Origin of the sequence: Moraxella pluranimalium (assembly GCF_002014825.1) — a bacterium.
Classification (GTDB): Bacteria; Pseudomonadota; Gammaproteobacteria; order Pseudomonadales; family Moraxellaceae; genus Moraxella; species Moraxella pluranimalium.
Genome location: NZ_MUYU01000012.1, coordinates 18,347 through 40,500, shown reverse-complemented (window position 1 = coordinate 40,500; position 22,154 = coordinate 18,347). Strand labels below are relative to the sequence as shown.

The 22,154-nt window shown below is 46.7% G+C and carries 18 protein-coding genes and 1 tRNA gene; 15 read left to right on the top strand and 4 right to left on the bottom strand.

Annotation, left to right across the window (positions count from 1 at the left end; translation table 11 throughout):
* Positions 1-62 precede the first annotated feature (62 nt).
* Positions 63-476: a hypothetical protein gene (locus B0680_RS05000; protein ID WP_078253989.1), complete on the top strand. Its 414-nt coding sequence runs from the start codon at positions 63-65 to the stop codon at positions 474-476.
* A gap of 179 nt (positions 477-655) precedes the next feature.
* The gene (locus B0680_RS04995; protein WP_078253988.1) at positions 656-2,452 is read left to right on the top strand and encodes an aminopeptidase P family protein; all 1,797 of its coding nucleotides are present in this window, start codon (positions 656-658) and stop codon (positions 2,450-2,452) included.
* Between the two features lie 85 nt (positions 2,453-2,537).
* Here the strand turns inward: B0680_RS04995 and B0680_RS04990 are convergent, their stop codons facing one another.
* The 4 genes from B0680_RS04990 to B0680_RS04975 all read right to left on the bottom strand — a co-directional run bounded on the left by B0680_RS04990 (position 2,538) and on the right by B0680_RS04975 (position 7,863).
* The gene (locus B0680_RS04990) at positions 2,538-3,929 is read right to left on the bottom strand and encodes an anthranilate synthase component I family protein (RefSeq protein ID WP_078253986.1); all 1,392 of its coding nucleotides are present in this window, start codon (positions 3,927-3,929) and stop codon (positions 2,538-2,540) included.
* 124 nt (positions 3,930-4,053) lie between these two features.
* On the bottom strand, positions 4,054-5,709 hold the full coding sequence (locus B0680_RS04985) for an alpha/beta hydrolase (protein ID WP_078253985.1): 1,656 nt from the start codon (positions 5,707-5,709) through the stop codon (positions 4,054-4,056).
* A 262-nt stretch (positions 5,710-5,971) separates the two neighbouring features.
* On the bottom strand, positions 5,972-6,340 hold the full coding sequence (locus B0680_RS04980) for a hypothetical protein (protein WP_078253983.1): 369 nt from the start codon (positions 6,338-6,340) through the stop codon (positions 5,972-5,974).
* A 290-nt stretch (positions 6,341-6,630) separates the two neighbouring features.
* A complete protein-coding gene (locus B0680_RS04975; protein ID WP_078253982.1) occupies positions 6,631-7,863 on the bottom strand; it encodes a beta-ketoacyl synthase N-terminal-like domain-containing protein in 1,233 nt (410 codons plus the stop codon).
* A gap of 207 nt (positions 7,864-8,070) precedes the next feature.
* On the opposite strand from B0680_RS04975, the gene B0680_RS04970 reads away from it, so the two are divergent.
* The 13 genes from B0680_RS04970 (at position 8,071) to rpoB (ending at position 22,089) form a co-directional block, all read left to right on the top strand.
* A complete protein-coding gene (locus B0680_RS04970) occupies positions 8,071-9,033 on the top strand; it encodes an EcsC family protein (RefSeq protein WP_158078299.1) in 963 nt (320 codons plus the stop codon).
* A 228-nt stretch (positions 9,034-9,261) separates the two neighbouring features.
* The gene (gene rpsL, locus B0680_RS04965; protein WP_003656377.1) at positions 9,262-9,636 is read left to right on the top strand and encodes a 30S ribosomal protein S12; all 375 of its coding nucleotides are present in this window, start codon (positions 9,262-9,264) and stop codon (positions 9,634-9,636) included.
* A gap of 114 nt (positions 9,637-9,750) precedes the next feature.
* Positions 9,751-10,224 (top strand): 30S ribosomal protein S7, encoded by a 474-nt coding sequence (gene rpsG / locus B0680_RS04960; RefSeq protein WP_078253979.1) that lies wholly within the window; start codon positions 9,751-9,753, stop codon positions 10,222-10,224.
* Positions 10,225-10,362: 138 nt separating this feature from the next.
* On the top strand, positions 10,363-12,489 hold the full coding sequence (fusA, locus tag B0680_RS04955; RefSeq protein ID WP_078253978.1) for an elongation factor G: 2,127 nt from the start codon (positions 10,363-10,365) through the stop codon (positions 12,487-12,489).
* A gap of 121 nt (positions 12,490-12,610) precedes the next feature.
* On the top strand, positions 12,611-13,801 hold the full coding sequence (gene tuf, locus B0680_RS04950; protein ID WP_078253976.1) for an elongation factor Tu: 1,191 nt from the start codon (positions 12,611-12,613) through the stop codon (positions 13,799-13,801).
* Between the two features lie 137 nt (positions 13,802-13,938).
* Positions 13,939-14,014 (top strand) — tRNA-Trp (locus B0680_RS04945).
* A gap of 61 nt (positions 14,015-14,075) precedes the next feature.
* Positions 14,076-14,537: a preprotein translocase subunit SecE gene (secE, locus tag B0680_RS04940; protein ID WP_078253974.1), complete on the top strand. Its 462-nt coding sequence runs from the start codon at positions 14,076-14,078 to the stop codon at positions 14,535-14,537.
* A gap of 25 nt (positions 14,538-14,562) precedes the next feature.
* Positions 14,563-15,093, top strand: coding sequence for a transcription termination/antitermination protein NusG (gene nusG, locus B0680_RS04935; RefSeq protein WP_078253972.1), 531 nt, complete (start codon positions 14,563-14,565; stop codon positions 15,091-15,093).
* A gap of 101 nt (positions 15,094-15,194) precedes the next feature.
* Positions 15,195-15,626 carry a 50S ribosomal protein L11 gene (rplK, locus tag B0680_RS04930; protein WP_078253971.1) on the top strand — a complete coding sequence of 144 codons (432 nt, stop codon included), beginning with the start codon at positions 15,195-15,197 and terminating at the stop codon, positions 15,624-15,626.
* Positions 15,626-16,327 carry a 50S ribosomal protein L1 gene (gene rplA, locus B0680_RS04925; protein ID WP_078253969.1) on the top strand — a complete coding sequence of 234 codons (702 nt, stop codon included), beginning with the start codon at positions 15,626-15,628 and terminating at the stop codon, positions 16,325-16,327. The genes rplK and rplA overlap by 1 nt, the downstream gene beginning before the upstream one ends.
* A 313-nt stretch (positions 16,328-16,640) precedes the next feature.
* Positions 16,641-17,144 carry a 50S ribosomal protein L10 gene (gene rplJ / locus B0680_RS04915; RefSeq protein ID WP_078253966.1) on the top strand — a complete coding sequence of 168 codons (504 nt, stop codon included), beginning with the start codon at positions 16,641-16,643 and terminating at the stop codon, positions 17,142-17,144.
* Positions 17,145-17,201: 57 nt separating this feature from the next.
* On the top strand, positions 17,202-17,576 hold the full coding sequence (rplL, locus tag B0680_RS04910; RefSeq protein WP_078253965.1) for a 50S ribosomal protein L7/L12: 375 nt from the start codon (positions 17,202-17,204) through the stop codon (positions 17,574-17,576).
* A 421-nt stretch (positions 17,577-17,997) separates the two neighbouring features.
* Positions 17,998-22,089, top strand: a complete 4,092-nt coding sequence (gene rpoB, locus B0680_RS04905; RefSeq protein ID WP_078253963.1) for a DNA-directed RNA polymerase subunit beta — start codon at positions 17,998-18,000, stop codon at positions 22,087-22,089.
* Positions 22,090-22,154: the final 65 nt, after the last annotated feature.

Here is a 22,154-nt window from a genome sequence, read left to right as displayed (position 1 = left end):
AGAGAAAATTTATTTCTATTTATCACAAAATCAATTTCCAACCCATTTTAGGCAGGTGACTTATGGCACATGATGCTTCACAAAATAACCCAGTAAAAGAATCGGTAACTGCACTTGTTGGTATCGTGCTATTGCTTGTGATCATTGGCGGTATCGCTGTATCAGCATGGCTACGTCCAGCAGGCGAACATCAGCCAGCTGAAGTAGCTGCTACCGAACAAGTCGCTGCAGAGCAAGCAGCACCAGCGGATGCAGAAGCTAAGCCTGCTGATACAGCTGCACCTGAAGCAGATGCAACAGCTGCCACCGAACAGCCTGCAGATGCTGCGACAGCTGAGCCAGTAGCAGATGTCAAAGCAGAAGAAGCTAAGCCTGCTGATGCAACTGCACAAGCTAAGCCTGAAGCAACAGAAGCTACTGCTGACGCTAAGCCAGCTGAAGCGACTGCAGAAGCAGAAGCAACCCAAAGCAAATAATCAAAGCGGATATCGCTACAAAAAACCCTTGTTTCTACAAGGGTTTTTTGTTGGATTAATCAGCTTTTGTGATAAGCTTATCAAGAGCCCATGATTTAAAACACATCAGGCTTGTGATAAAATGCTTGGGATTTGGGTGGGTATTGCCCACGGTTTTTCACATGATTTAGGATAGAATTATGACTGATTCGGTTCAAGTGCGTCGTGAACGCCTACAGAACGCTCGTGCATTGATGGCAGAACATGGCGTGGATGCGCTGATTATCCCATCTGCTGACCCGCATATGTCGGAGTATCTGCCAGTGTATTGGCAGGGTCGTTCGTGGTTGTCAGGCTTTACAGGCTCGGTGGGTACGCTGGTGATTACCGCTGATTTTGCTGGCGTGTGGACGGATAACCGCTACTGGGTGCAAGCACCGATGCAGCTTGAAGGTACGGGTATCGAACTACAAAAAATGCAAATCGGTCGCCCGACTTTCTCGACCTTTTTGGCTGAGCATCTGCCAAGCGGTGCCAAAGTCGCCATTGATGGCAATGTCTTATCGGTCAATGAATCAGACACGCTAAAAGCGGCTTTTGGTGATAAAGGCATTGAGCTTGTGACAACCCTTGATTTGCTTGCCAAGATTTGGTCGGATCGCCCAAGCTTGCCAACAGATGCCATCTATGAGCATCCTGCCGAGTTTGTCGATACGACAGCGGCGGACAAGCTTGCCAAAGTCCGTCGTGCCATGAGCGAAAAAGGTGCTAACGCGCATCTAATCAGCAGCCTAGATGACATCGCATGGCTGGTCAATCTGCGTGGCAGCGATGTGGTATTTAACCCAGTCTTTTTGTCGCATCTACTGATTACGGATACGGCTGCGACATTGTTTGTCGATCAAAACAAGCTTGATGACACCACCAAAGCAAATCTTGCTGATGCAGGCATCAATACGGCGGATTATGGCGATATCATCGATGCGGTGGCGGATGTGCGTGGTACGCTACTGATTGATCCTGCTCGTGTCTCGGTCGGCACACTCTCAAAACTGCCTGCTGATACCGCCATCGTGCGTGCGATGAATCCAAGCACCTTGCTAAAAGCCATCAAATCAGATGCAGATATTGAGCATATCCGTGAAGCGATGCGTCAAGATGGTGCAGCTTTGTGCGAGTTTTTCTCAGAGTTTGAAGCAAAGCTTGCCAGGGGTGAGAAGGTGACTGAGCTGGATGTTGATCGTATGCTCAACGAAGCTCGCAGCCGTCAGCCGCATCATATTTCGCCAAGCTTTGGCACGATTGCAGGTTATAAGGGTAACGGGGCGATTGTTCATTATTCAGCCACCGAAGATAATTTTGCTACCATCGAAGGTGACGGTCTGCTACTGATTGACTCAGGGGCTCAGTATTATAACGGCACCACCGACATCACACGTATGGCAAGCTGTGGCACCGTCAGCGATGACGAAAAGCGTGATGTGACTTATGTGCTCAAAGCACACATTGGACTTGCCAATGCGCACTTCCCAGAAGGACTGCCATCAGGTCAGATTGATGTGTTGGCTCGTATCCATCTATGGCAACAAGGCTTGGATTATGGTCATGGCACAGGTCATGGCGTAGGCTACTTTATGAATGTCCACGAAGGCCCACAAGTCATCTCAGTACACGCACCAGCCACCGCTGAGCGTGTGCTGAAGCGTGGCATGATCACGACCAATGAGCCAGGACTGTATCGTGAAGGCAAATGGGGCATCCGCCTAGAAAACTGCGTCGTACATATGCCAGCACATGAGACCGAGTTCGGTACTTTCTTGAAGTTCGATGATTTGACCCTGTGTCCGTTTGACACTCGTTTGATTTTGCCAGAGCTTTTGACGACTGAAGAAAAAGCATGGCTCAACAGCTACCATCAGCGTGTCCATGATGAGCTGATTGACCGTGTGTCAGGCGATGCCAAAGCATGGTTGATTGAACGCACCAAAGCGGTGTGATTGCTGGGTTGATTTAATAAAAAATCCGTTTATAGCATTGATTATAAACGGATTTTTTTATCTTAATAAATGGGCTAAAATTGAGCTATGTGCTTGACAAACTCTTTAAAATCGCCCCAACTTTATCCAAACATTCTTGATATTCATCATCCATCTGCGAGCGAATGGTGATGCCACCGCCTGCCCAGACGCTGACGGTATCGGCATTGGCTTGGATGGTGCGAATCAGCACATTAAATTGCCCTGTCCCATCAAAATTCAGATACCCCATCGTGCCACAGTACGCACCACGGGGGCGTGCTTCGAGCTCGTCTATCATCTCGCAGGCACGCTTTTTGGGTGCGCCTGTGATTGAGCCTGCCGGCAGTGAGCCAAACAGCACGGCAATGGGATGGCTGTCAGGCTTGAGCGTGGCGGTGATGGTGCTGACCATGTGATGCACATTATAAAAGCTTTCGATGGCAAAGCGGACAGGCGTTTTGACACCACCTGTGATGGCATATTTGCCCAAGTCATTACGGAGCAAATCAACAATCATCAAATTCTCGCTGATGTCCTTGCTACTCGTTGCTAGTGCTTGTTTGAGTGCATCATCGGCGACAGGGTCAGACGCTCGGGGGCGAGTGCCTTTGATGGGCTTGGTGATGATATTGATTTGATGATTTTGTTGATAAAAAGTAAAAAATAGCTCAGGCGATACCGACAATAGCTCAAAGTCAGCCACTTGTAAAAAGCCTGCAAACGGTGCGTTGGTTTGTTGGATAAGGCTAGGCAGATGTGCCGATAGTGCGCCTGTTTTTTTGGCTTGCCAAGCTTGGGTAAGATTGATTTGATAGCCGTCGCCAGCCAACAGATAAGCTTGGGCTTGGTCAAAGGCGTGCGCATAGTCGGCCTTTGACCATAGGGGCGTGAGTGTCAGTGCGGTTTTCTTTGGTAAATCATCCAAGCCAAGCCCGCCAATCATCTGCCCAAGTGTATCGACATCGATATTGTTATCATGACAAATCAGCTGATAGCCATCTGTGCAAGGGCGCAGGATAATATCATAATGCCCAAAAAAACACGCAGGCATAGACTCATCAATGCCAATGCTGTCATTGAGCGCATGAGCAGCGATGTCATAACCGACAAAGCCCATCAAGCCGTGCTGATATGATGGCTCGGTATCGTGCGTATCATCGTGCGTATCAGGGCTTGGCTTGTGTGTATCCGCATAGGCGCACAGCTGTGCCATCAGATGCTCATAACTGCTGGGTAGCTGTTCATACTGATAATCTGCCATCGCTTGGCGTGTGGCGACGGTCAATGTCTGTGCTTGTGCATGGCTTGTCATCTGCCAGCTGATTTTTGGCAAAATCCCAATCACAGGCTTGTGATGATTATTCAAAAAACACACCTGCCAATCAGCATGGCGGTGAGCGATGGCACAAGTCAGTTCGGCAGTGCTTAGCGTGCTTGGGATGATGATGTCAGTCATGATGGTCGATGAATAAAAAAGACAAATTGTATAGCAAATTACCCAAAAACAAAACCCCCATCACGCCCACCGTTGTCATCAAACAATGGGCGGGCGTTTGGGCGTTGGGTCATTATTTATCCAATCACCAAAAATCCACACTACGCACCAACACAGGGCGGTCGGTGGTGATAGTGACAGCGGTGATGGTGCGATCGGCGATGCTCTGTGGTAGGGGTAGATGTACTGTGCCAAGTCGATAGCTACCACTGTCGTGCTCGCTCGCTCTATCCATCAGGGCAGGATGTGTGGCAGGGATGGTTAGGCTGACGGTTTCACCATTATCAAGCAGTAGAGCGATATCAACAGTCGCACCTTTGCCATCGGCATGACTGCCCGCAGGGGCGATATGTAGTGCAAGTGCGCTTGCGCCTTTGATAGTGGCGGTGGCTTTGGCACTGTGGTCGATATACGCCACAGGGGTGAGTATCTGCACCACGCCCATCTCGGGCTCAGGGCAAGCAGGCATGATGGCGGCCGCAGGGTTCATCGGGTCTGAATAGGCGCAGTATTGGACGCCTGCGGATTTATCCAGCGCAGTTTCGCTGAATGCTTTGGCATCGACATAGCCGATGGCTTTTGGGCTTAGGGCGAGCCATCTTGCGCTGTGATTTGCCACTTGCTCAGGTAGTGGCGTGTGTGGGGTGAGTGGTAGGGTGCTGTGTTTGCCTTGTAAGCTTGCGCCGAACCACTCACTGATGACATCAAGTATCATCTGCTCATGCGCCTTGTCATCTTGACAAGCGATCATATCACAGCCACGACGGTCGTCAATGCCTGCTTTGGCGGCGGTGCGATTGATGGACATATGACCAAAATGCGGCAGCTCCACCGTGCTTGCCACCGTGTTTCTCGGTGTGGTGGCATAGTGCGACAGCCACAGATTGGCAGATGCGCCGACATCGGTATCACGGCTACCGACGATGGCAAGATAAGGAATATCCATCGGTGCAGGCGAGATATCAGCCAGCTCAAAGGTCTCATACGATGGCGCATAGGCTAGGATGCTTTTTAGGTGATCGCCAAACAGCCTTTTGGCAGTGTCTGTCATCTGCGCCGAGCGAGAATGGGCAAACAAGCCAATATTGGTCAAATCCACAGGTGCAATCGCCGTACCCAGCTTATCATCACCGCCATTGGTCTGCTCGATGGTGCTGATGAATGGGCTGATGATATGTTGCCAAAGTAGCGTCTGATCATACGGCTCTTTGACCCCAAGCCCAATAAACGCAGGCGCAAGGTCAGGAATCACCACCGTAAAGCCAAGCTTGGCAAGATGCTCGCCGATATACTGCATCCCTTCGTCATAGCGCAGCTCAGCGATACCATCGGCGCATGGATAGCGTGATTCTAGGTCGGCGCAGTTGGGCGCGCGCAGATGACTTAGGATAATCAGTGGTGTGGGCTTATCTGACTGCACTGGGGCGATGATTAGCCCACGCACAGGCGCAGTGTATTCGCCAACGCTGGCATTGCCATAGTCGATGGCGATGGTGGCGACTTGACCATCAGCACTGTGGCGGACTTCGGTCGGGGCGGGTGTGCGAGTGGCGGCGGCTTTTGGGCCGGTGGCAAATTCTTCGTCCATGATTTTGGCATCGGTATCGTGCGTCAGGCTCGTGCTGGGTGTGGCTGTATCATCAGACGGTGTGGGCTGCTCGGCTTGTGGTGTGCAGGCACTCAGTAGGGCGGTGCACAGCAGGCTTAGGGCAAAGGCTTTGGGCAATGGCAAATGGCGCATAACTATCATGATTGAATGACTAAAAGCTTTATTGTAAAGCACTTTGGTAAAAAACAAAATCCCATCAAGGGATGGGGTGTATATGCATCGACTCACGACATTTTCTCGCAGTCTAGTTTTAAATTGCTTTTTCATGGTGCGTTGTACGCACCCTACAGCACTACTGAAATATTGATGACAACATTTTTAGTTTGACCTTTATCGATTTTTTTAATAAAAACCAAAATCTTTAGACAGCCAAATTAAATTCCATACACCAGTATTATTTTGAATATCTATTTTTAAATAATGTTCTATAATGCTTTTTATGAAGGGCTTTATCTCTTCTTTTGTTAATATTTTTTTGATCCTCTCCTCTTGATAAATCACCATGCTCATCAGCATCAATATAGAATAAATATCCATCAAATTTTTCGTGGATATTGTGGTCTTCTGCCATATATTCATCCCAGTCCGAAATACCCCAAGCGATATCGCCACCAACATGACCATCCTTAAACCACATTTCAAATCCACGCACATCTATTTTATCTATTGATAGTAAATGTACCAGACAATTTATAACGGTTGCGTGATTGTCATCATTGGTATAGTCTTGCTCTGAAAAAGGCTCGTATAAACTTATAAACATAAAATTCTACTCTTTAACCACATGAACATTATCAATAAAAATAGGGGCTGTAGTCCAGTAGGGTGCGTACAACGCACCATCAAACATGATTAACTCAATCCATGTTGGCTATTTACCAAAAATGTTACATAACTCTATTGTATAATCGTCACCGTCAAATAAGCTGGGTAGTGTATTACCCACAAAAAAGTCATCGCCAAGATTGGCAATAATCACTGTATGCTGAACACCACACATTATACAAAAAACAAAACCCCATCAAAAGATGGGGCGGTTGGTTGATGGTGCTCTTAGCCCAAGAATTTTTGTAGGACTAGGGCGGCGTTTGTACCACCAAAGCCAAAGCTGTTGCTCATGGCGCTGTTCACCGCTGTGTGGCGTGTGGTGGTGACGATGTCAAAGTCTTTTGCGCCATCATCTAGGTTGGTGATGTTGATGGTTGGGGCGATAAAGTCGTGATTCATCATCAATAGGCAATAAATCAGCTCTTGGACACCGACCGCACCTAGGCTATGACCAGTCATCGATTTGGTTGAGCTGATGGCAGGGGTGTTATTGACCCCACCAAAGGCAGTAGCGATGGCGTTCAGCTCGGTGATGTCCCCAAGTGGCGTGCTCGTGCCGTGACTATTGACATAATCCACCTTGTCAAGGCCTGCTTGGGCTAGGGCGATTTGCATACAGCGTACCGCACCTTCACCGCTTGGTGCGACCATCTCAGCGCCGTCAGAAGTTGCGCCATAGCCTGTGATTTCGGCAAGGATGGTTGCGCCACGAGCTTGGGCAGATTCTAGGCTCTCGACGATGACCATACCGCCACCACCTGCAATCACAAAGCCGTCACGGTCTTTGTCATAAGGGCGGCTGGCAGTGGTCGGCGTGTCGTTGTACTGCGTGCTCATCGCACCCATCGCATCAAACATACATGACTGCGTCCAATGCTCACCTTCACCGCCACCTGCGATGACCATATCAGCCTTGCCAAGCTGAATCAGCTCCATCGCATGACCGACGCAATGGCTAGATGTGGCACAGGCTGATGACAGCGAGTACGAAGTGCCTTTGATTTTTAGGCCTGTGGCAAGGGTAGCTGAAACCGAGCTTGCCATCACCTTTGGCACAGCCATCGCACCCACGCCACGCAAACCCTTTTCACGCATGGCATCGACAGCAGCGACGACATCGGCAGTCGATGCGCCACCTGATGCTGCGACGACCGCCACTCGTGGATTGTCAGCGACATCTTCGACGCTGAGCCCTGCATCTTTGATGGCAGCTAGGGCAGAGACATAGGCATATAGGCTGGCATCGCTCATGAATCGCTTGAGCTTGCGGTCGATGCCTGTGGTATCTAGGCTATCAGCATCGATACTGCCAGAGACTTGTGATTTAAAACCATGCTCGGCATAGCTTTGGTTGAATGTTAGCCCTGATTTTCCATCCATGAGCGCTTGTTTGACGGTGGTTAAATCATTGCCTAGGCATGAGACAATGCCTGCACCTGTGATGACGACTCGTTTCATGAGCATTTCCTAATAAGTTTACAGTTGTAATGCGACTATTGTAACAAATTATTTTACCAATGATGAGATTTTTTTTAATTTTTCACAAAAAACCACCAAACAAACACATGAGCCCGCCCCAAGCGTTTTCATTCCCCCAAAATTATGCTACCCTTAAGCAGTGTATTATTTTTAGCATATCATAAACAAAAAAACGCAGGCACAGACATGACTAACCGTAGCGATACGCCCACCAACAGCGATACCCCAGTGATGGCGACTTATCCACGCCATCGCAAATTGACGCATAAGATTTCAACGGCATTGAGCAAATTGGGTGAGCATTTGGCGATTAACCAAGCAGCCTATCCTGCGGTGGATATCCAAAAGTCAGACTTTGGCGTCGATGCGTTTCACGCCCAAGGTGGTCAAGCATTTCGTCTGTTATTTGGTCATAAAGGCACGAGTGTACAGACTTTGGCGCTCAAATTCATCCCAAAGCCTGAACTGGATAAGGGTAGTGATTGGCTGTTTGATCAAGTGGCGAATTTGGCACGACGCTGGGCTGATTTTGCCATCACTCGTGATGAGCGTTTTGGGCAGCTGCATATCATGGATGATGATGCCAAACAAGCATTTGCCAAGGATTTTGCCAATGCACAGCGTACGCTTGCCACGATGGGTGGTATGACAGCATCTTTGGGTCTAAAAGGCGTAGTGCTGGATATGGCGTGGTTGTTGATGGTGTCATTAAAGACGGTCTTTGGGCTTGCGATGATTTATCAGCAGCCACTGACGGGTAGGCATGGGCTAACGATTGCTTTTGGCATCTTATCGACGGCAAGACTTGAGCATCTGCACGAAAAACAAGTCCTACTAACAGCACTTGCCATGGCACATAATGTACTTGAAAACGCCTATGAGACAGGCTTGGCATCAGAGCTAGATACATTGGGCAAACAGCATCAGAGTATGCAGATTTATACCAAACAGCTTGCAGATTTGGGCAATTATTTTGATATCGATAAGCTTAACCCATCATGGCTACATCGACTGTTGCCACTTGTGACGACAGGGGCGGGTGTGTATTACAATCGGATGCTGATTGATGAAGTGATTGGCACAGCGATGGCGACATTTGCCCAAAAATCTCAAATCAAGCACATCGAAACGCCAAAAATTCTTGATTGACCAAGTAAATTGTCATCAAATTGACCAATTTTGTCATTAAAATGATAACTATAGGGCGTTAATGGAGCGAAAACTGGGACAATTTTTTGTCAAAGCTTGAAGTTTTATTAATTTAGTCCTATAATATAGTGTCCCAAAAAGGGGATTTGCGTTATTGGATAAGTTGCTGACAGCTGTCGGTGATTTGCTAATGGCGAATTTTTAACAACAACGGGAGAGAATTGCCCTATGGCAACTACAAACCAGCTAATCCGCAAGGGTCGCACAACCATCAAGGAAAAATCAAAAGTTCCTGCGTTGCAAGCGTGCCCACAGCGTCGTGGCGTGTGTACTCGTGTTTACACCACCACACCAAAAAAACCAAACTCAGCAATGCGTAAAGTGTGCCGTGTGCGTCTAACTTCAGGCTATGAAGTTTCTAGCTACATCGGCGGTGAAGGCCACAACCTTCAAGAGCACAGCGTTGTTCTAATCCGTGGCGGTCGTGTTAAAGACTTGCCAGGTGTGCGTTATCACACCGTACGTGGTGCACTTGACTGTGCAGGCGTAAAAGATCGTAAGCAAGGCCGTTCCAAGTACGGTGCTAAACGTCCTAAGGCATAAGCCTAAGACATCATTTGCATGAATTGGGGTTTGGTGTGTCAGACCCACTCATGCAGTAAGGCTGGTTAAACCTAGCTTTATACCAGACAATCCTGAAGAAATAAGGAAACTATTATGCCAAGACGTCGTGTCGTCGCTGCCCGTGAAATCCTACCAGATCCAAAATTCGGCAGCCAAACAATCGCTAAATTCATTAACCACGTAATGGTTGATGGTAAAAAATCAGTTGCAGAAAAGATCGTTTACGGTGCTCTAGAAGCAGTTGTTGCTAAAAAAGACATCCAAGATCCTGTCGCTTTCTTTGAAGAAGTGCTAGAAAATGTTCGCCCAACCGTCGAAGTTAAAGCTCGCCGTGTTGGTGGTGCTACCTACCAAGTACCTATGGAAGTACGCCCATCCCGTCGTACTGCCCTAGCAATGCGTTGGTTGGCAGACGCTGCATCTAAGCGTTCTGAAAAATCAATGGCTCTACGCCTAGCTGGTGAGCTAAGCGATGCTTCAGAAGGTAAAGGCGCAGCCATCAAGAAACGTGATGATGTTCACCGTATGGCGGACGCAAACAAAGCGTTCTCACACTATCGCTTCTAATTGGTTTTGGCTGCTTGTCAGCAAAAACTTGCGATTGTTTTTGGGTAATTTCCCAAACAAAACTCAAAAATCTGCCAGACCGAGCACTGTTTGGCTGGCGGATTTACCAAATTAAACAGAATTTTTCTAGGAAAAATTATGGCTCGTACAACCCCAATTAGCCGCTACCGCAACATCGGTATCTCGGCACACATTGACGCCGGTAAGACTACTACTTCTGAGCGTATTTTGTTCTACACAGGTGTATCACACAAGATCGGTGAAGTACACGATGGTGCTGCTACCATGGACTGGATGGAACAAGAGCAAGAGCGTGGTATTACCATTACTTCTGCTGCGACCACCGCATTCTGGTCAGGCATGGGCAACCAGTTCAAAGAACACCGCATTAACGTTATTGACACCCCAGGCCACGTTGACTTCACGATCGAAGTTGAGCGTTCTATGCGTGTACTTGACGGTGCGTGCATGGTTTACTGTGCGGTAGGTGGTGTACAGCCGCAGTCTGAAACTGTATGGCGTCAGGCTAACAAATATAAAGTACCTCGTCTAGCGTTCGTTAACAAAATGGACCGTACTGGTGCCAACTTCTTCCGCGTCGTTGAGCAAATGAAAACTCGCCTAGGCGGTAACCCAGTGCCTATCGTTGTACCAGTAGGTGCAGAAGATACTTTCTCTGGTGTTATCGATTTGATCGAGATGAAATCAATCATCTGGGACGAGCCATCACAAGGCATGAAGTTTGAGTACGGTGATATCCCTGCTGATCTTCAAGATACTGCTGATGAATGGCGTACCAACATGGTTGAAGCGGCTGCTGAAGCATCTGAAGAGCTAATGGATAAATACCTAGAAAATGGCGATCTAACCAAAGAAGAGATCGTTCAAGGTCTACGTATCCGTACCCTAGCTTGCGAAATCCAACCAATGCTTTGTGGTTCTGCGTTCAAGAACAAAGGTGTTCAGCGTATGCTTGACGCCGTGATCGAGTTCCTACCAGCACCAAACGATGTTGAAGCGATCAAAGGTATCCTAGACGACAAAGACGAAACTGAAGCATCTCGTGAAGCGTCTGATGAAGCACCATTTGCTGCACTAGCGTTCAAAATCATGAACGACAAATATGTTGGTAACCTAACATTCGTTCGTGTGTACTCAGGCGTAGTTAAGCAAGGCGACAGCGTTTACAACCCTGTTAAGATGAAGCGTGAACGTATCGGTCGTATCGTACAGATGCACGCAAATGAACAAAAAGAAGTCGAAGAAATCCGCGCAGGTGACATCGCTGCCCTAGTTGGTATGAAAGATGTAACCACTGGTGATACACTGTGTGATAACGACAACATCATCACCCTTGAGCGTATGGAATTCCCAGAGCCAGTAATTTCTCTAGCAGTTGAGCCAAAAACTAAGGCTGACCAAGAGAAGATGTCTGTTGCTCTAGGCCGTCTAGCAAAAGAAGACCCTTCATTCCGTGTTCGCACTGACGAAGAATCAGGTCAAACCATCATCTCAGGTATGGGTGAATTGCACCTTGACATCATCGTTGACCGTATGAAGCGTGAATTCGGTGTTGAAGCGAACATCGGTGCACCGCAGGTTGCATACCGTGAAACTATCCGCCAAACTGTTGAAGTTGAAGGCAAATTCGTTCGCCAAACTGGTGGTCGTGGTAAGTTCGGTCATGTATGGCTACGCCTAGAACCGCTAGATCCTACTGGTGATGTAGAATACGAATTCGCTGAAGAAATCGTTGGTGGTGTGGTTCCAAAAGAATACCATGCAGCGGTTGATAAAGGTATCCAAGAGCGTATGAAAAACGGCGTTCTAGCTGGTTACCCAGTTGTTGGCGTAAAAGCAACTCTATACGATGGTTCATACCATGATGTTGACTCTGACGAACTATCGTTCAAAATGGCTGGTTCTATGGCGTTCAAAAAAGGCTTCCTACAAGCAAGCCCAGCGCTACTTGAACCAATCATGAAAGTTGAAGTAGAAACGCCAGAAGACTACATGGGCGACATCATGGGCGACCTAAACCGTCGTCGTGGTATGGTTCAAGGTATGGACGATCTACCTGGCGGTACTAAGTCTATCCGTGCCGAAGTACCACTAGCTGAGATGTTTGGTTACGCAACTCAAATGCGTTCTATGTCTCAAGGTCGTGCAACTTACTCAATGGAGTTTGTAAAATATCAAGAAACTCCGAAGAACGTTGCTGACGAGATCATCAAGAAGTTCACTGCGAAGGATGACGACGAGTAATTTATCGTCCCATTCTGATAAAACTGCCAATGCTGTCTTTTTTGGGCAGCATTGCAGATAAATTTATTAACCTTTGTGCATTGGGATACACCCAAATCGCACATTAATCGAGGAAACCATCATGGCAAAGGCCAAGTTTGAACGTAACAAGCCACACGTAAACGTTGGTACCATCGGTCACGTTGACCATGGTAAAACCACTCTAACTGCTGCTATTGCGACCGTTGCTGCTAAGCACCACGGTGGTGAAGCAAAAGACTACGCTGCAATTGACTCTGCTCCAGAAGAAAAAGCACGTGGTATTACCATTAACACTTCTCACATCGAGTATGACACTGCTGCGCGTCACTACGCACACGTTGACTGCCCAGGCCACGCTGACTATGTTAAAAACATGATCACTGGTGCTGCACAGATGGACGGCGCTATCCTAGTTGTTGCTGCAACTGACGGCCCAATGCCACAAACTCGTGAGCACATCCTACTATCTCGTCAGGTTGGCGTACCATACATCATGGTATTCATGAACAAGTGCGACCTAGTTGACGACGAAGAGCTACTAGAGCTAGTTGAAATGGAAGTTCGTGAACTTCTATCTGACTACGACTTCCCAGGTGATGACACTCCAATCATCAAAGGTTCTGCACTACTAGGCCTAAACGGTGACCAAGGTCAATATGGTGAGCCAGCAATTCTAGAACTACTAGACACCCTAGACAGCTACATCCCAGAGCCAGAGCGTGCTGTTGATAAAGCATTCCTAATGCCAATCGAAGACGTATTCTCAATCTCAGGTCGTGGTACTGTTGTAACTGGCCGTGTTGAATCAGGTGTCATCAAAGTTGGTGAAGAGATCGAAATCGTTGGTATCAAACCAACTCAAAAAACTACCTGTACTGGTGTTGAAATGTTCCGTAAACTGCTAGACGAAGGTCGTGCAGGTGAGAACTGTGGTATCCTACTACGTGGTACTAAGCGTGAAGAAGTTCAACGTGGTCAAGTACTTGCTAAGCCAGGTTCAATCACACCACACACCAAGTTCGACGCAGAAGTATACGTACTATCTAAAGAAGAAGGTGGTCGTCACACCCCATTCCTAAATGGCTATCGTCCACAGTTCTACTTCCGTACGACTGACGTAACTGGTGCAATCACTCTACAAGAAGGCACTGAAATGGTTATGCCAGGCGATAACGTTGAGATGAGCGTTGAGCTAATCCACCCAATCGCTATGGACAAAGGTCTTCGCTTCGCAATCCGTGAAGGCGGCCGTACCGTAGGTGCTGGCGTTGTTGCAACTGTTAAAGACTAATCGTCAAACAGAACAACCAAGCAAAAAGACAAATCCGAGAGGGTTTGTCTTTTTTTATTATCTACCAATAACTTTTTTGCAAAAAAAGCTTGCAAAATCAAAAAAGCTTGATATAATAGCAATCCATAACTAACCCTAGGCGATTGGCTCAATTGGTAGAGCATCGGACTCCAAATTCGAGGGTTGGGGGTTCGAGTCCCTCATCGCCTGCCATCTTCTTATAATACCACTCTTTTACATCAAAAAAATTGGTCATTCCAAGGCAAGTCACTGCATGAGCAATAACAAAGACAATTTGGATACCCAATCAACAAATACAACTCAACAAAAAACACCACTAACCATCTCAAAAGAAAGCGTTGTCGAAGTTGCTAAAACTCGTACAGGCTTAGATTCTATTTTGTGGTTATTGGCGATTGTTGCTTTAATCTCATCAACTTTGGTGAGTGAGTATTTGCCACGATACTGGGCACCAGCCAACAACATTTGGACCCAAATCGGTATTACAGCCGGATTGGTCATTTTTGCTTTTGTTTGTTTGGCGCTGACACATCAAGGTCGTGCATTTAAAACATTGCTAAAAGATGCGGGTATTGAATTGCGCCGTGTCACATGGCCAACCAAAGACGAAACCATCAAATACACATGGCAAGTTATCCTTGTCATGATTATTGTTGGTATTTTGGTGTGGCTACTTGATATGTTCTTTAATTATGTCATTGGTTTTATTATTTAACGAATAAATTGGAGAGGTTGAACGCATGCGTTGGTATATTATTCAAGCGTTTTCTGGTTATGAAAATCAAGTTCAGCGTTCTTTGATTGAGCGTATTAAGCGCAGTGAATTTGCTGATAAATTCGGTGATGTCCTTGTACCTACCGAAGAAGTCATCGAGATGCGTGATGGCAAAAAACGCACCACGCAACAAAAACTATTTCCGGGCTATGTGCTGATTAATATGGAAATGAACGAAGATACTTGGCATGTTGTTAAAACTTGTCCAAATATCACAGGTTTCATTGGTGGCACACCTGAACATCCAGCGCCAATCACCAAAGCAGAAGCGGACCGCATCCTAAATCGCATCAATAAAAATGGCGATGCACCACGTCCGAAGACGCTATTTGAACCAGGCGAAGAAGTCTTGGTCATCGATGGCCCATTCACTGATTTCAAAGGCTTGGTGAAAAAAGTTGATTACGACAAATCAAAACTTCATCTAACCGTGAGTGTATTCAACCGCCCAACTGAAGTTGAGCTTGAATTCACCAAGGTTGAAAAGATTAATTAATTTGCGTATAATACGCAGTTTGGGCTCTAGGCGTCTTGTCTAGGGCTTGTTATTCACGGGGAGCTCATTGAGCGTTTGTACCCACCATAGGAGAGATTCTCATGGCAAAGAAGATTGATGGCTACATCAAACTACAAGTGCCTGCCGGTAAGGCAAACCCTTCGCCACCAATTGGTCCAGCTTTGGGTCAAAAAGGTGTTAACATCATGGCATTCTGTAAAGAGTTCAACGCAGCATCTGCGAACATCGAACCAGGCTTGCCAATTCCAGTTGTTATTACCGTATTTAGCGACAAATCATTCACATTTGTGATGAAGTCACCACCTGCAGCCGTACTACTACGCAAAGCAGCTGGCATCGCTAAAGGTTCAAGCACACCACACAGCGCCAAAGTTGGTACTGTCACTCGTGCACAACTAGAAGAAATCGTTAAAACCAAGCAAGCAGACCTAACCGCTGCTGACCTTGAAGCGGCTGTTCGTACCATTGCTGGTACTGCTCGCTCAATGGGTATCACTGTGGAGGGTGTATAATGGCTAAGCTAACTAAGCGTCAACAGCTAATCAAAGATCGTGTCGATAGCAACAAGCTATACACCATCGAAGAAGCGGTAGCAATCCTAAACGATCTACCAGCAGCAAAATTCAAAGAGTCAATCGACATCGCAATCAACCTAGGTGTTGACCCACGTAAATCAGACCAAGTGGTTCGTGGTGCAACTAACCTACCAGCAGGTACTGGCAAAACTAAGCGTGTTGCTGTATTTGCTCAAGGCGCTGCTGCAGAAGCTGCAAAAGAAGCAGGTGCAGATGTTGTTGGTTTTGAAGACCTAGCAGACAGCATCAAAGCTGGCAACATGGACTTTGATGTGGTTATCGCATCACCAGACGCTATGCGTGTTGTTGGTCAGTTGGGTACTATCCTTGGCCCACGTGGCTTGATGCCAAACCCAAAAGTTGGCACAGTCACTGCTGATGTTGCAACTGCTGTTAAGAACACTAAAGCTGGTCAGGCTCAATACCGTGTTGATAAAGCGGGTATCATCCACGCTTCAATCGGTCAAGTTGGCTTCACTGCTGAACAAATCGAACAAAACGCAACTGCACTTCTAAACGACCTTAAGCGTGCTAAGCCTGCGACTTCTAAAGGTATCTATATCAAGAAGATCACGCTATCTAGCACTATGGGTCCTGGCATTGCAATCGATCCAGTTCCACATCGCGTTAATAAGTAATTTGATTAAAAATCAAGTAGATACAATATTTAACTTGATTTTAAAATAAATTCACTTATAATAGTGCGACTTTTCATCATCAAGCTACCCGCTGTCTTTGACAAATGGCTTGATGATGAATCAAGAATTTATTAGTTCAGCACAACGGGTTGTGCTGTCTAAGACCGTAGGTGCTCTTATGAGTCTAATTGGGAAACCTGCCTACGCAGACGGTGAGACACATGTCGCCGTAATGGTGCAAAACATCGTTTTGATGCTTTGTGAAATTAGCTTATTGCTTATGCCATATAAGCAATAAAATTGGAGACAACCCATGGCACTAAATCTTCAAGACAAACAAGCAATTGTTGCTGAAGTAAATGAAGCTGCCAAAGGTGCGCTCTCTGCTGTAGTTGCCGACTCGCGCGGTGTTACAGTAGCAAAGATGACCGAACTTCGTAAAGCTGCTCGTGAAGCAGGTGTTGATATGCGTATCGTGCGTAACACTTTGTTGCGTCGTGCCCTAGCTGACACTTCATTCGAGTGCATGAACGATGTATTCGTTGGTCCTACTTTGATTGCATTCTCTAACGAACATCCAGGTGCAGCAGCACGCTTGTTCAAAGAATTTGCAAAGGCCAATGACAAGTTCGAAATCAAAGGCGCAGCTTTTGAAGGTGAATTTATCGACGCAAAATCTATCGATCGCCTAGCAACTCTACCTACTTACGACGAAGCTATCGCTCGCCTAATGGGTACAATGAAAGAAGCAGCAGCTGGCAAACTAGCTCGCACCCTTGCTGCTTTACGCGACAAGATGGAATCAGAAGCGGCTTAATTTACCGTTTTATTTTAAATTTATTTACTCTCATACCTTTATTTAGGAATAATTGCTATGTCACTAACTAACGAACAAATCCTAGACGCAATCGCGGCAAAATCAGTAATGGAAATCGTTGAGCTTATCTCTGCGATGGAAGAAAAATTCGGCGTATCTGCAGCAGCTCTAGCAGCAGCTCCAGCAGCTGGCGGCGACGCTGGCGCAGCAGCTGAAGAAAAAGACGACTTCAACGTTGTTCTAACTAACGGCGGCGACAAGAAAGTAGCTGTAATTAAAGTTGTACGTGAAGTAACTGGCCTAGGCTTGAAAGAAGCTAAAGACCTAGTTGAAGGTGCTCCACAAACTGTTAAAGAAGGTGCATCAAAAGCTGAAGCTGAAGAGCTTAAGAAGAAGCTTGAAGAAGCTGGCGCGACCGTTGAACTTAAATAATTTGACTGATCTGACTTTGGCAGCTTAGTCAAACAAAGATCAGAAATTATTTAGCGAAAAAACCAATAATGTTATTGCATTATTGGTTTTTTTTTATTATAATTTAGTATTTGACCTTTTGTGTTATACATCTTTCAGCAGATGCCATGACACACCTCAAAAGGACAAACGCACCCATGCAAGCTGAACGACATTTCCACGTATAAACATTGAGCTAAATGCCTTTGGTATTTGGCGTTTTGTTGTGTCTACCGTCTTTTTGTTGGTGCAAAAGTCCAAAAAAAGTTCAAAAATGGGTGCATAAATCGCGAATTGCAATGATTCGCAACGAATTTTTGGGGCTAATTCAAGCTTTTGGATCAGTTCTGGGCTGTGTTTGCCGCTGGGCGACACGATTTTAAGTTTAACCTAAGGAATCTTAATGGCATATTCTTATACCGAAAAGAAACGCATTCGTAAAAGTTTTTCACGGCTTCCAGATGTCATGGATGTGCCGTATCTACTTGCCATCCAAGTAGATTCTTATGAGCAGTTTTTGCAAGAGCATAAGAAACCTCAAGCTCGTGCAAATGTTGGCTTGCAAGCAGCGTTTTCATCGATTTTCCCAATTGAAAGCCATTCTGGCAACGCACAGCTTCAATTTGTCGAGTACTATTTGGGTGAGCCTGAGTTTGATGAGCGTGAATGTATCATGCGTGGCTCGACTTTTGCAGCGCCATTGCGTGTCAAAATCCGCCTAGTCATCAAAGACAAAGAAAACAAAACCGCCATCAAAGACATCCGTGAACAAAGCGTCTATATGGGCGAGATTCCTTTGATGACTGATAACGGTACATTCATCATCAACGGTACTGAGCGTGTCATCGTATCGCAGCTGCACCGTTCACCGGGCGTGTTCTTTGATCATGACAAGGGTAAATCACATTCAAGCGGTAAAGTGCTATATAACGCTCGTATCATTCCTTATCGTGGCTCATGGCTTGATTTTGAATTTGATGTCAAAGATTTAGTGTATGCGCGTATTGACCGTCGCCGTAAACTGCTTGCAACCATTATCCTGCGTGCTATTGGTATGGATACACAGCAGATTTTGGATGCGTTCTTTGAAAAAGTGGAAGTATTCAAAGGTCAAGAGTCGTTCGAAACTGAATTGGTTGCTGATCGCCTAAAAGGTGAGATGGCGCAGTTTGACATCGTCAGCCCAGACGGTAAAGTGATCGTTGAGCAAGGTCAGCGTATCAATGCTCGCCGTGTGAAGCAAATCATCGAATCTGGCATGACTAAGCTTGCCGTGCCTGATGAGTACCTATATGAGCGTATCATCGGCGAAGATGTGATTGTTAATGATGAAGTCATCGTCCGTGCCAACAGCCTAATTGACCACGAAACATTGGTTAAACTGGCTGAAAAAAATGTTCAGTCATTCAAGATTTTGTTCACCAATGACATCGATCATGGCTCGTTTATCGCTGATACACTGCGCGCAGATACAGTGCTGACTCGTGAAGAAGCATTGATCGAAATCTACAAAGTGATGCGTCCAGGTGAGCCGCCAACGCTAGAAACTGCCGAAAAGCTGTTCGAATCAATGTTCTTTAGCCAAGAGCGTTATGATCTATCAAATGTCGGTCGTATGAAGTTCAACCGTCGTTTGGGTCGTGAGTTCGTTGATACTGATGACATCGAAGTACAGCGTGAACAAGGCGTGCTATCAAACGCTGACATCGTTGATGTGCTAAAAGAGCTGATTGAGATTCGTAACGGTCGTGGTGAAGTCGATGATATCGACCACTTGGGTAACCGTCGTATCCGTTCAGTGGGTGAGATGACCGAGAACCAATTCCGTATTGGTCTTGCTCGTGTTGAGCGTGCGGTCAAAGAGCGTCTGACCACTGCTGAATCTGACAGCCTATCACCACAAGATTTGATCAACTCAAAACCAGTTGCGGCTGCCATCAAGGAATTCTTTGGCTCAAGCCAGCTGTCTCAGTTCATGGACCAAAACAACCCACTGTCTGAGATTACCCATAAGCGCCGTGTATCAGCGCTTGGCCCAGGCGGTTTGACTCGTGAGCGCGCAGGCTTTGAAGTGCGTGACGTACATACCACGCATTATGGTCGTGTATGTCCGATCGAAACACCTGAAGGTCCAAACATTGGTCTGATCAACTCATTGGCGGTATTTGCTAAGACCAATAACTTTGGTTTCCTTGAGACACCTTATCGTCGTGTCATCGATGGTCGTGTGACTGATGAGATTGACTATGTTTCAGCCATCGAAGAAGTTGGCATGGTGATTGCACAGGCTGATTCTCCAATGAACGAAAACGGCGAGCTGACCGAAGAGATGGTCATGGTGCGCTATCAAGGTGAATCGGTGCGTATGAGTGCGGATAAAGTGACGCATATGGATGTTTCGCCACGCCAAGTTGTCTCAGTGGCAGCAAGCTTGATTCCATTCCTAGAGCATGACGACGCGAACCGTGCATTGATGGGTTCGAACATGCAGCGTCAGGCTGTACCAACTTTGCGTTCAGACAAACCATTGGTTGGTACTGGTATGGAACGCCATGTTGCTCGTGACTCAGGCGTGTGTGTGGTTGCTAAGCGTGGCGGTGTGATTGAAGAAGTTGATGCCAGCCGTATCATCGTGCGTGTTAATGAAAGCGAGATGACCGCCGGTGAAGCAGGTATTGATATCTATAACCTGATCAAATACACCCGTTCAAACCAAAACACCTGTATCAACCAGCGTGTTATCGTCAATGAAGGCGATCAAATCGCTCGTGGCGACATCCTTGCTGATGGCCCATCGACTGACCTTGGTGAACTGGCTTTGGGTCAGAATATGCGTGTGGCGTTTATGCCATGGAACGGTTATAACTTCGAAGACTCCATCTTGCTATCTGAGCGTGTGGTTCAAGAAGACCGCTTTACCACCATCCACATCCAAGAGCTGACCTGTGTGGCTCGTGATACCAAGCTTGGCCCTGAAGAAATCACTGGTGATATTCCAAACGTCGGTGAAGCAGCACTTGCCAACCTTGACGAAGCGGGTATCGTGTATATCGGTGCTGAAGTGGATGCAGGCGATATCTTGGTGGGTAAAGTTACACCAAAAGGTGAAAGCCAATTGACACCAGAAGAAAAGCTGCTTCGTGCAATCTTCGGTGAAAAAGCGGCTGATGTCAAAGATACATCACTGCGTGTACCATCATCAACCAAGGGTACCGTCATCGATGTACAAGTCTTCACCCGTGATGGTCTAGAAAAAGACAGCCGTGCTAAGTCTATCGAAAAAGCGATGCTGGATAATTACCGCAAAGACTTAAAAGAAGAGTTGGTGATTTTTGAAGCGGCGGCAAAAGGTCGTATCCTAAGCCTACTTGACGGCAAAAAAGTCTCAGGTGGTGCAGGCTTTAAGGCAGGTACTGTATTGTCACTTGCTGATATCGAGAACCTACCACTAGAAACTTTGCTTGACATTCAGCCTGCAGAAGAAGAAGTATCAGAGCGTCTAGGTCAAATCGCTGAATTCCTAAGCGATAAGCAAAAAGACATCGACAACAAATTTGCTGAGAAAAAACGCAAATTAACCCAAGGCGATGATTTGGCACACGGTGTCCAAAAAATCGTTAAGGTATATTTGGCGGTGAAACGTCGCATTCAGCCTGGTGATAAGATGGCTGGTCGTCATGGTAACAAGGGTGTTGTCTCGCGCATCATGCCTGTAGAGGATATGCCTTATGACGAAAACGGCAAGCCGGTTGATATCGTACTAAACCCACTGGGCGTACCATCGCGTATGAATATCGGTCAGGTACTTGAGACGCATCTAGGTATGGCGGCAAAAGGCTTGGGCGATAAGATTGATGGTATGCTACGTGCCCAAGCAAGCATCGCTGAGCTGCGTGATTTCTTGGATAAGATCTATAACAAAGTTGGCGGTGAGCAAGTTGATCTAGACAGCTTGTCTGATGAAGATTTGCTGGCATTGGCTCAAAACTTGCGTGCAGGCGTACCAATGGGTACTGCGGTCTTTGATGGTGCTAAAGAAACGCAAATCAAGGAGCTACTAAGCCTAGCAGGTCTATCGACCACAGGTCAGCAAACCTTGTACGATGGCCGTACTGGTAAGAAATTTGACCGTCCTGTGACTGTTGGCTATATGTATATGCTTAAGCTGAACCACTTGGTTGATGACAAGATGCACGCGCGTTCAACTGGCTCGTACTCGCTAGTCACCCAGCAGCCACTTGGTGGTAAAGCGCAGTTCGGTGGTCAGCGTTTCGGTGAGATGGAAGTCTGGGCACTAGAAGCGTATGGCGCAACTTATACACTTCAAGAGATGCTGACAGTCAAGTCGGACGATGTCGAAGGCCGTACCCGTATGTATAAGAACATCGTTGATGGTGAACAATACATGAACCCAGGTATGCCAGAGTCGTTCAATGTCTTGACCAAAGAGATTCGCTCGCTGGGTATTAACATTGACTTAAAAGAAAAGAAATAAGTCAGCCAAGACCAAAATTTGCCTAGCCATCGCACATGGTGGCTAGGTGTCAGAATTACGACGAA

Bases quoted from the DNA above. Each gene is read 5' to 3' on its own strand.
- B0680_RS04990 (WP_078253986.1), bottom strand. From the start codon at position 3,929: ATGACTGACATCATCATCCCAAGCACGCTAAGCACTGCCGAACTGACT.
- tuf (WP_078253976.1), top strand. From the start codon at position 12,611: ATGGCAAAGGCCAAGTTTGAACGTAACAAGCCACACGTAAACGTTGGT.
- B0680_RS04970 (WP_158078299.1), top strand. From the start codon at position 8,071: ATGACTAACCGTAGCGATACGCCCACCAACAGCGATACCCCAGTGATG.
- B0680_RS04995 (WP_078253988.1), top strand. From the start codon at position 656: ATGACTGATTCGGTTCAAGTGCGTCGTGAACGCCTACAGAACGCTCGT.
- rplK (WP_078253971.1), top strand. From the start codon at position 15,195: ATGGCAAAGAAGATTGATGGCTACATCAAACTACAAGTGCCTGCCGGT.
- rpsL (WP_003656377.1), top strand. From the start codon at position 9,262: ATGGCAACTACAAACCAGCTAATCCGCAAGGGTCGCACAACCATCAAG.
- rplA (WP_078253969.1), top strand. From the start codon at position 15,626: ATGGCTAAGCTAACTAAGCGTCAACAGCTAATCAAAGATCGTGTCGAT.
- rplL (WP_078253965.1), top strand. From the start codon at position 17,202: ATGTCACTAACTAACGAACAAATCCTAGACGCAATCGCGGCAAAATCA.
- rplJ (WP_078253966.1), top strand. From the start codon at position 16,641: ATGGCACTAAATCTTCAAGACAAACAAGCAATTGTTGCTGAAGTAAAT.
- B0680_RS05000 (WP_078253989.1), top strand. From the start codon at position 63: ATGGCACATGATGCTTCACAAAATAACCCAGTAAAAGAATCGGTAACT.
- fusA (WP_078253978.1), top strand. From the start codon at position 10,363: ATGGCTCGTACAACCCCAATTAGCCGCTACCGCAACATCGGTATCTCG.
- nusG (WP_078253972.1), top strand. From the start codon at position 14,563: ATGCGTTGGTATATTATTCAAGCGTTTTCTGGTTATGAAAATCAAGTT.
- rpoB (WP_078253963.1), top strand. From the start codon at position 17,998: ATGGCATATTCTTATACCGAAAAGAAACGCATTCGTAAAAGTTTTTCA.
- B0680_RS04980 (WP_078253983.1), bottom strand. From the start codon at position 6,340: ATGTTTATAAGTTTATACGAGCCTTTTTCAGAGCAAGACTATACCAAT.
- secE (WP_078253974.1), top strand. From the start codon at position 14,076: ATGAGCAATAACAAAGACAATTTGGATACCCAATCAACAAATACAACT.
- B0680_RS04985 (WP_078253985.1), bottom strand. From the start codon at position 5,709: ATGCGCCATTTGCCATTGCCCAAAGCCTTTGCCCTAAGCCTGCTGTGC.
- B0680_RS04975 (WP_078253982.1), bottom strand. From the start codon at position 7,863: ATGAAACGAGTCGTCATCACAGGTGCAGGCATTGTCTCATGCCTAGGC.
- rpsG (WP_078253979.1), top strand. From the start codon at position 9,751: ATGCCAAGACGTCGTGTCGTCGCTGCCCGTGAAATCCTACCAGATCCA.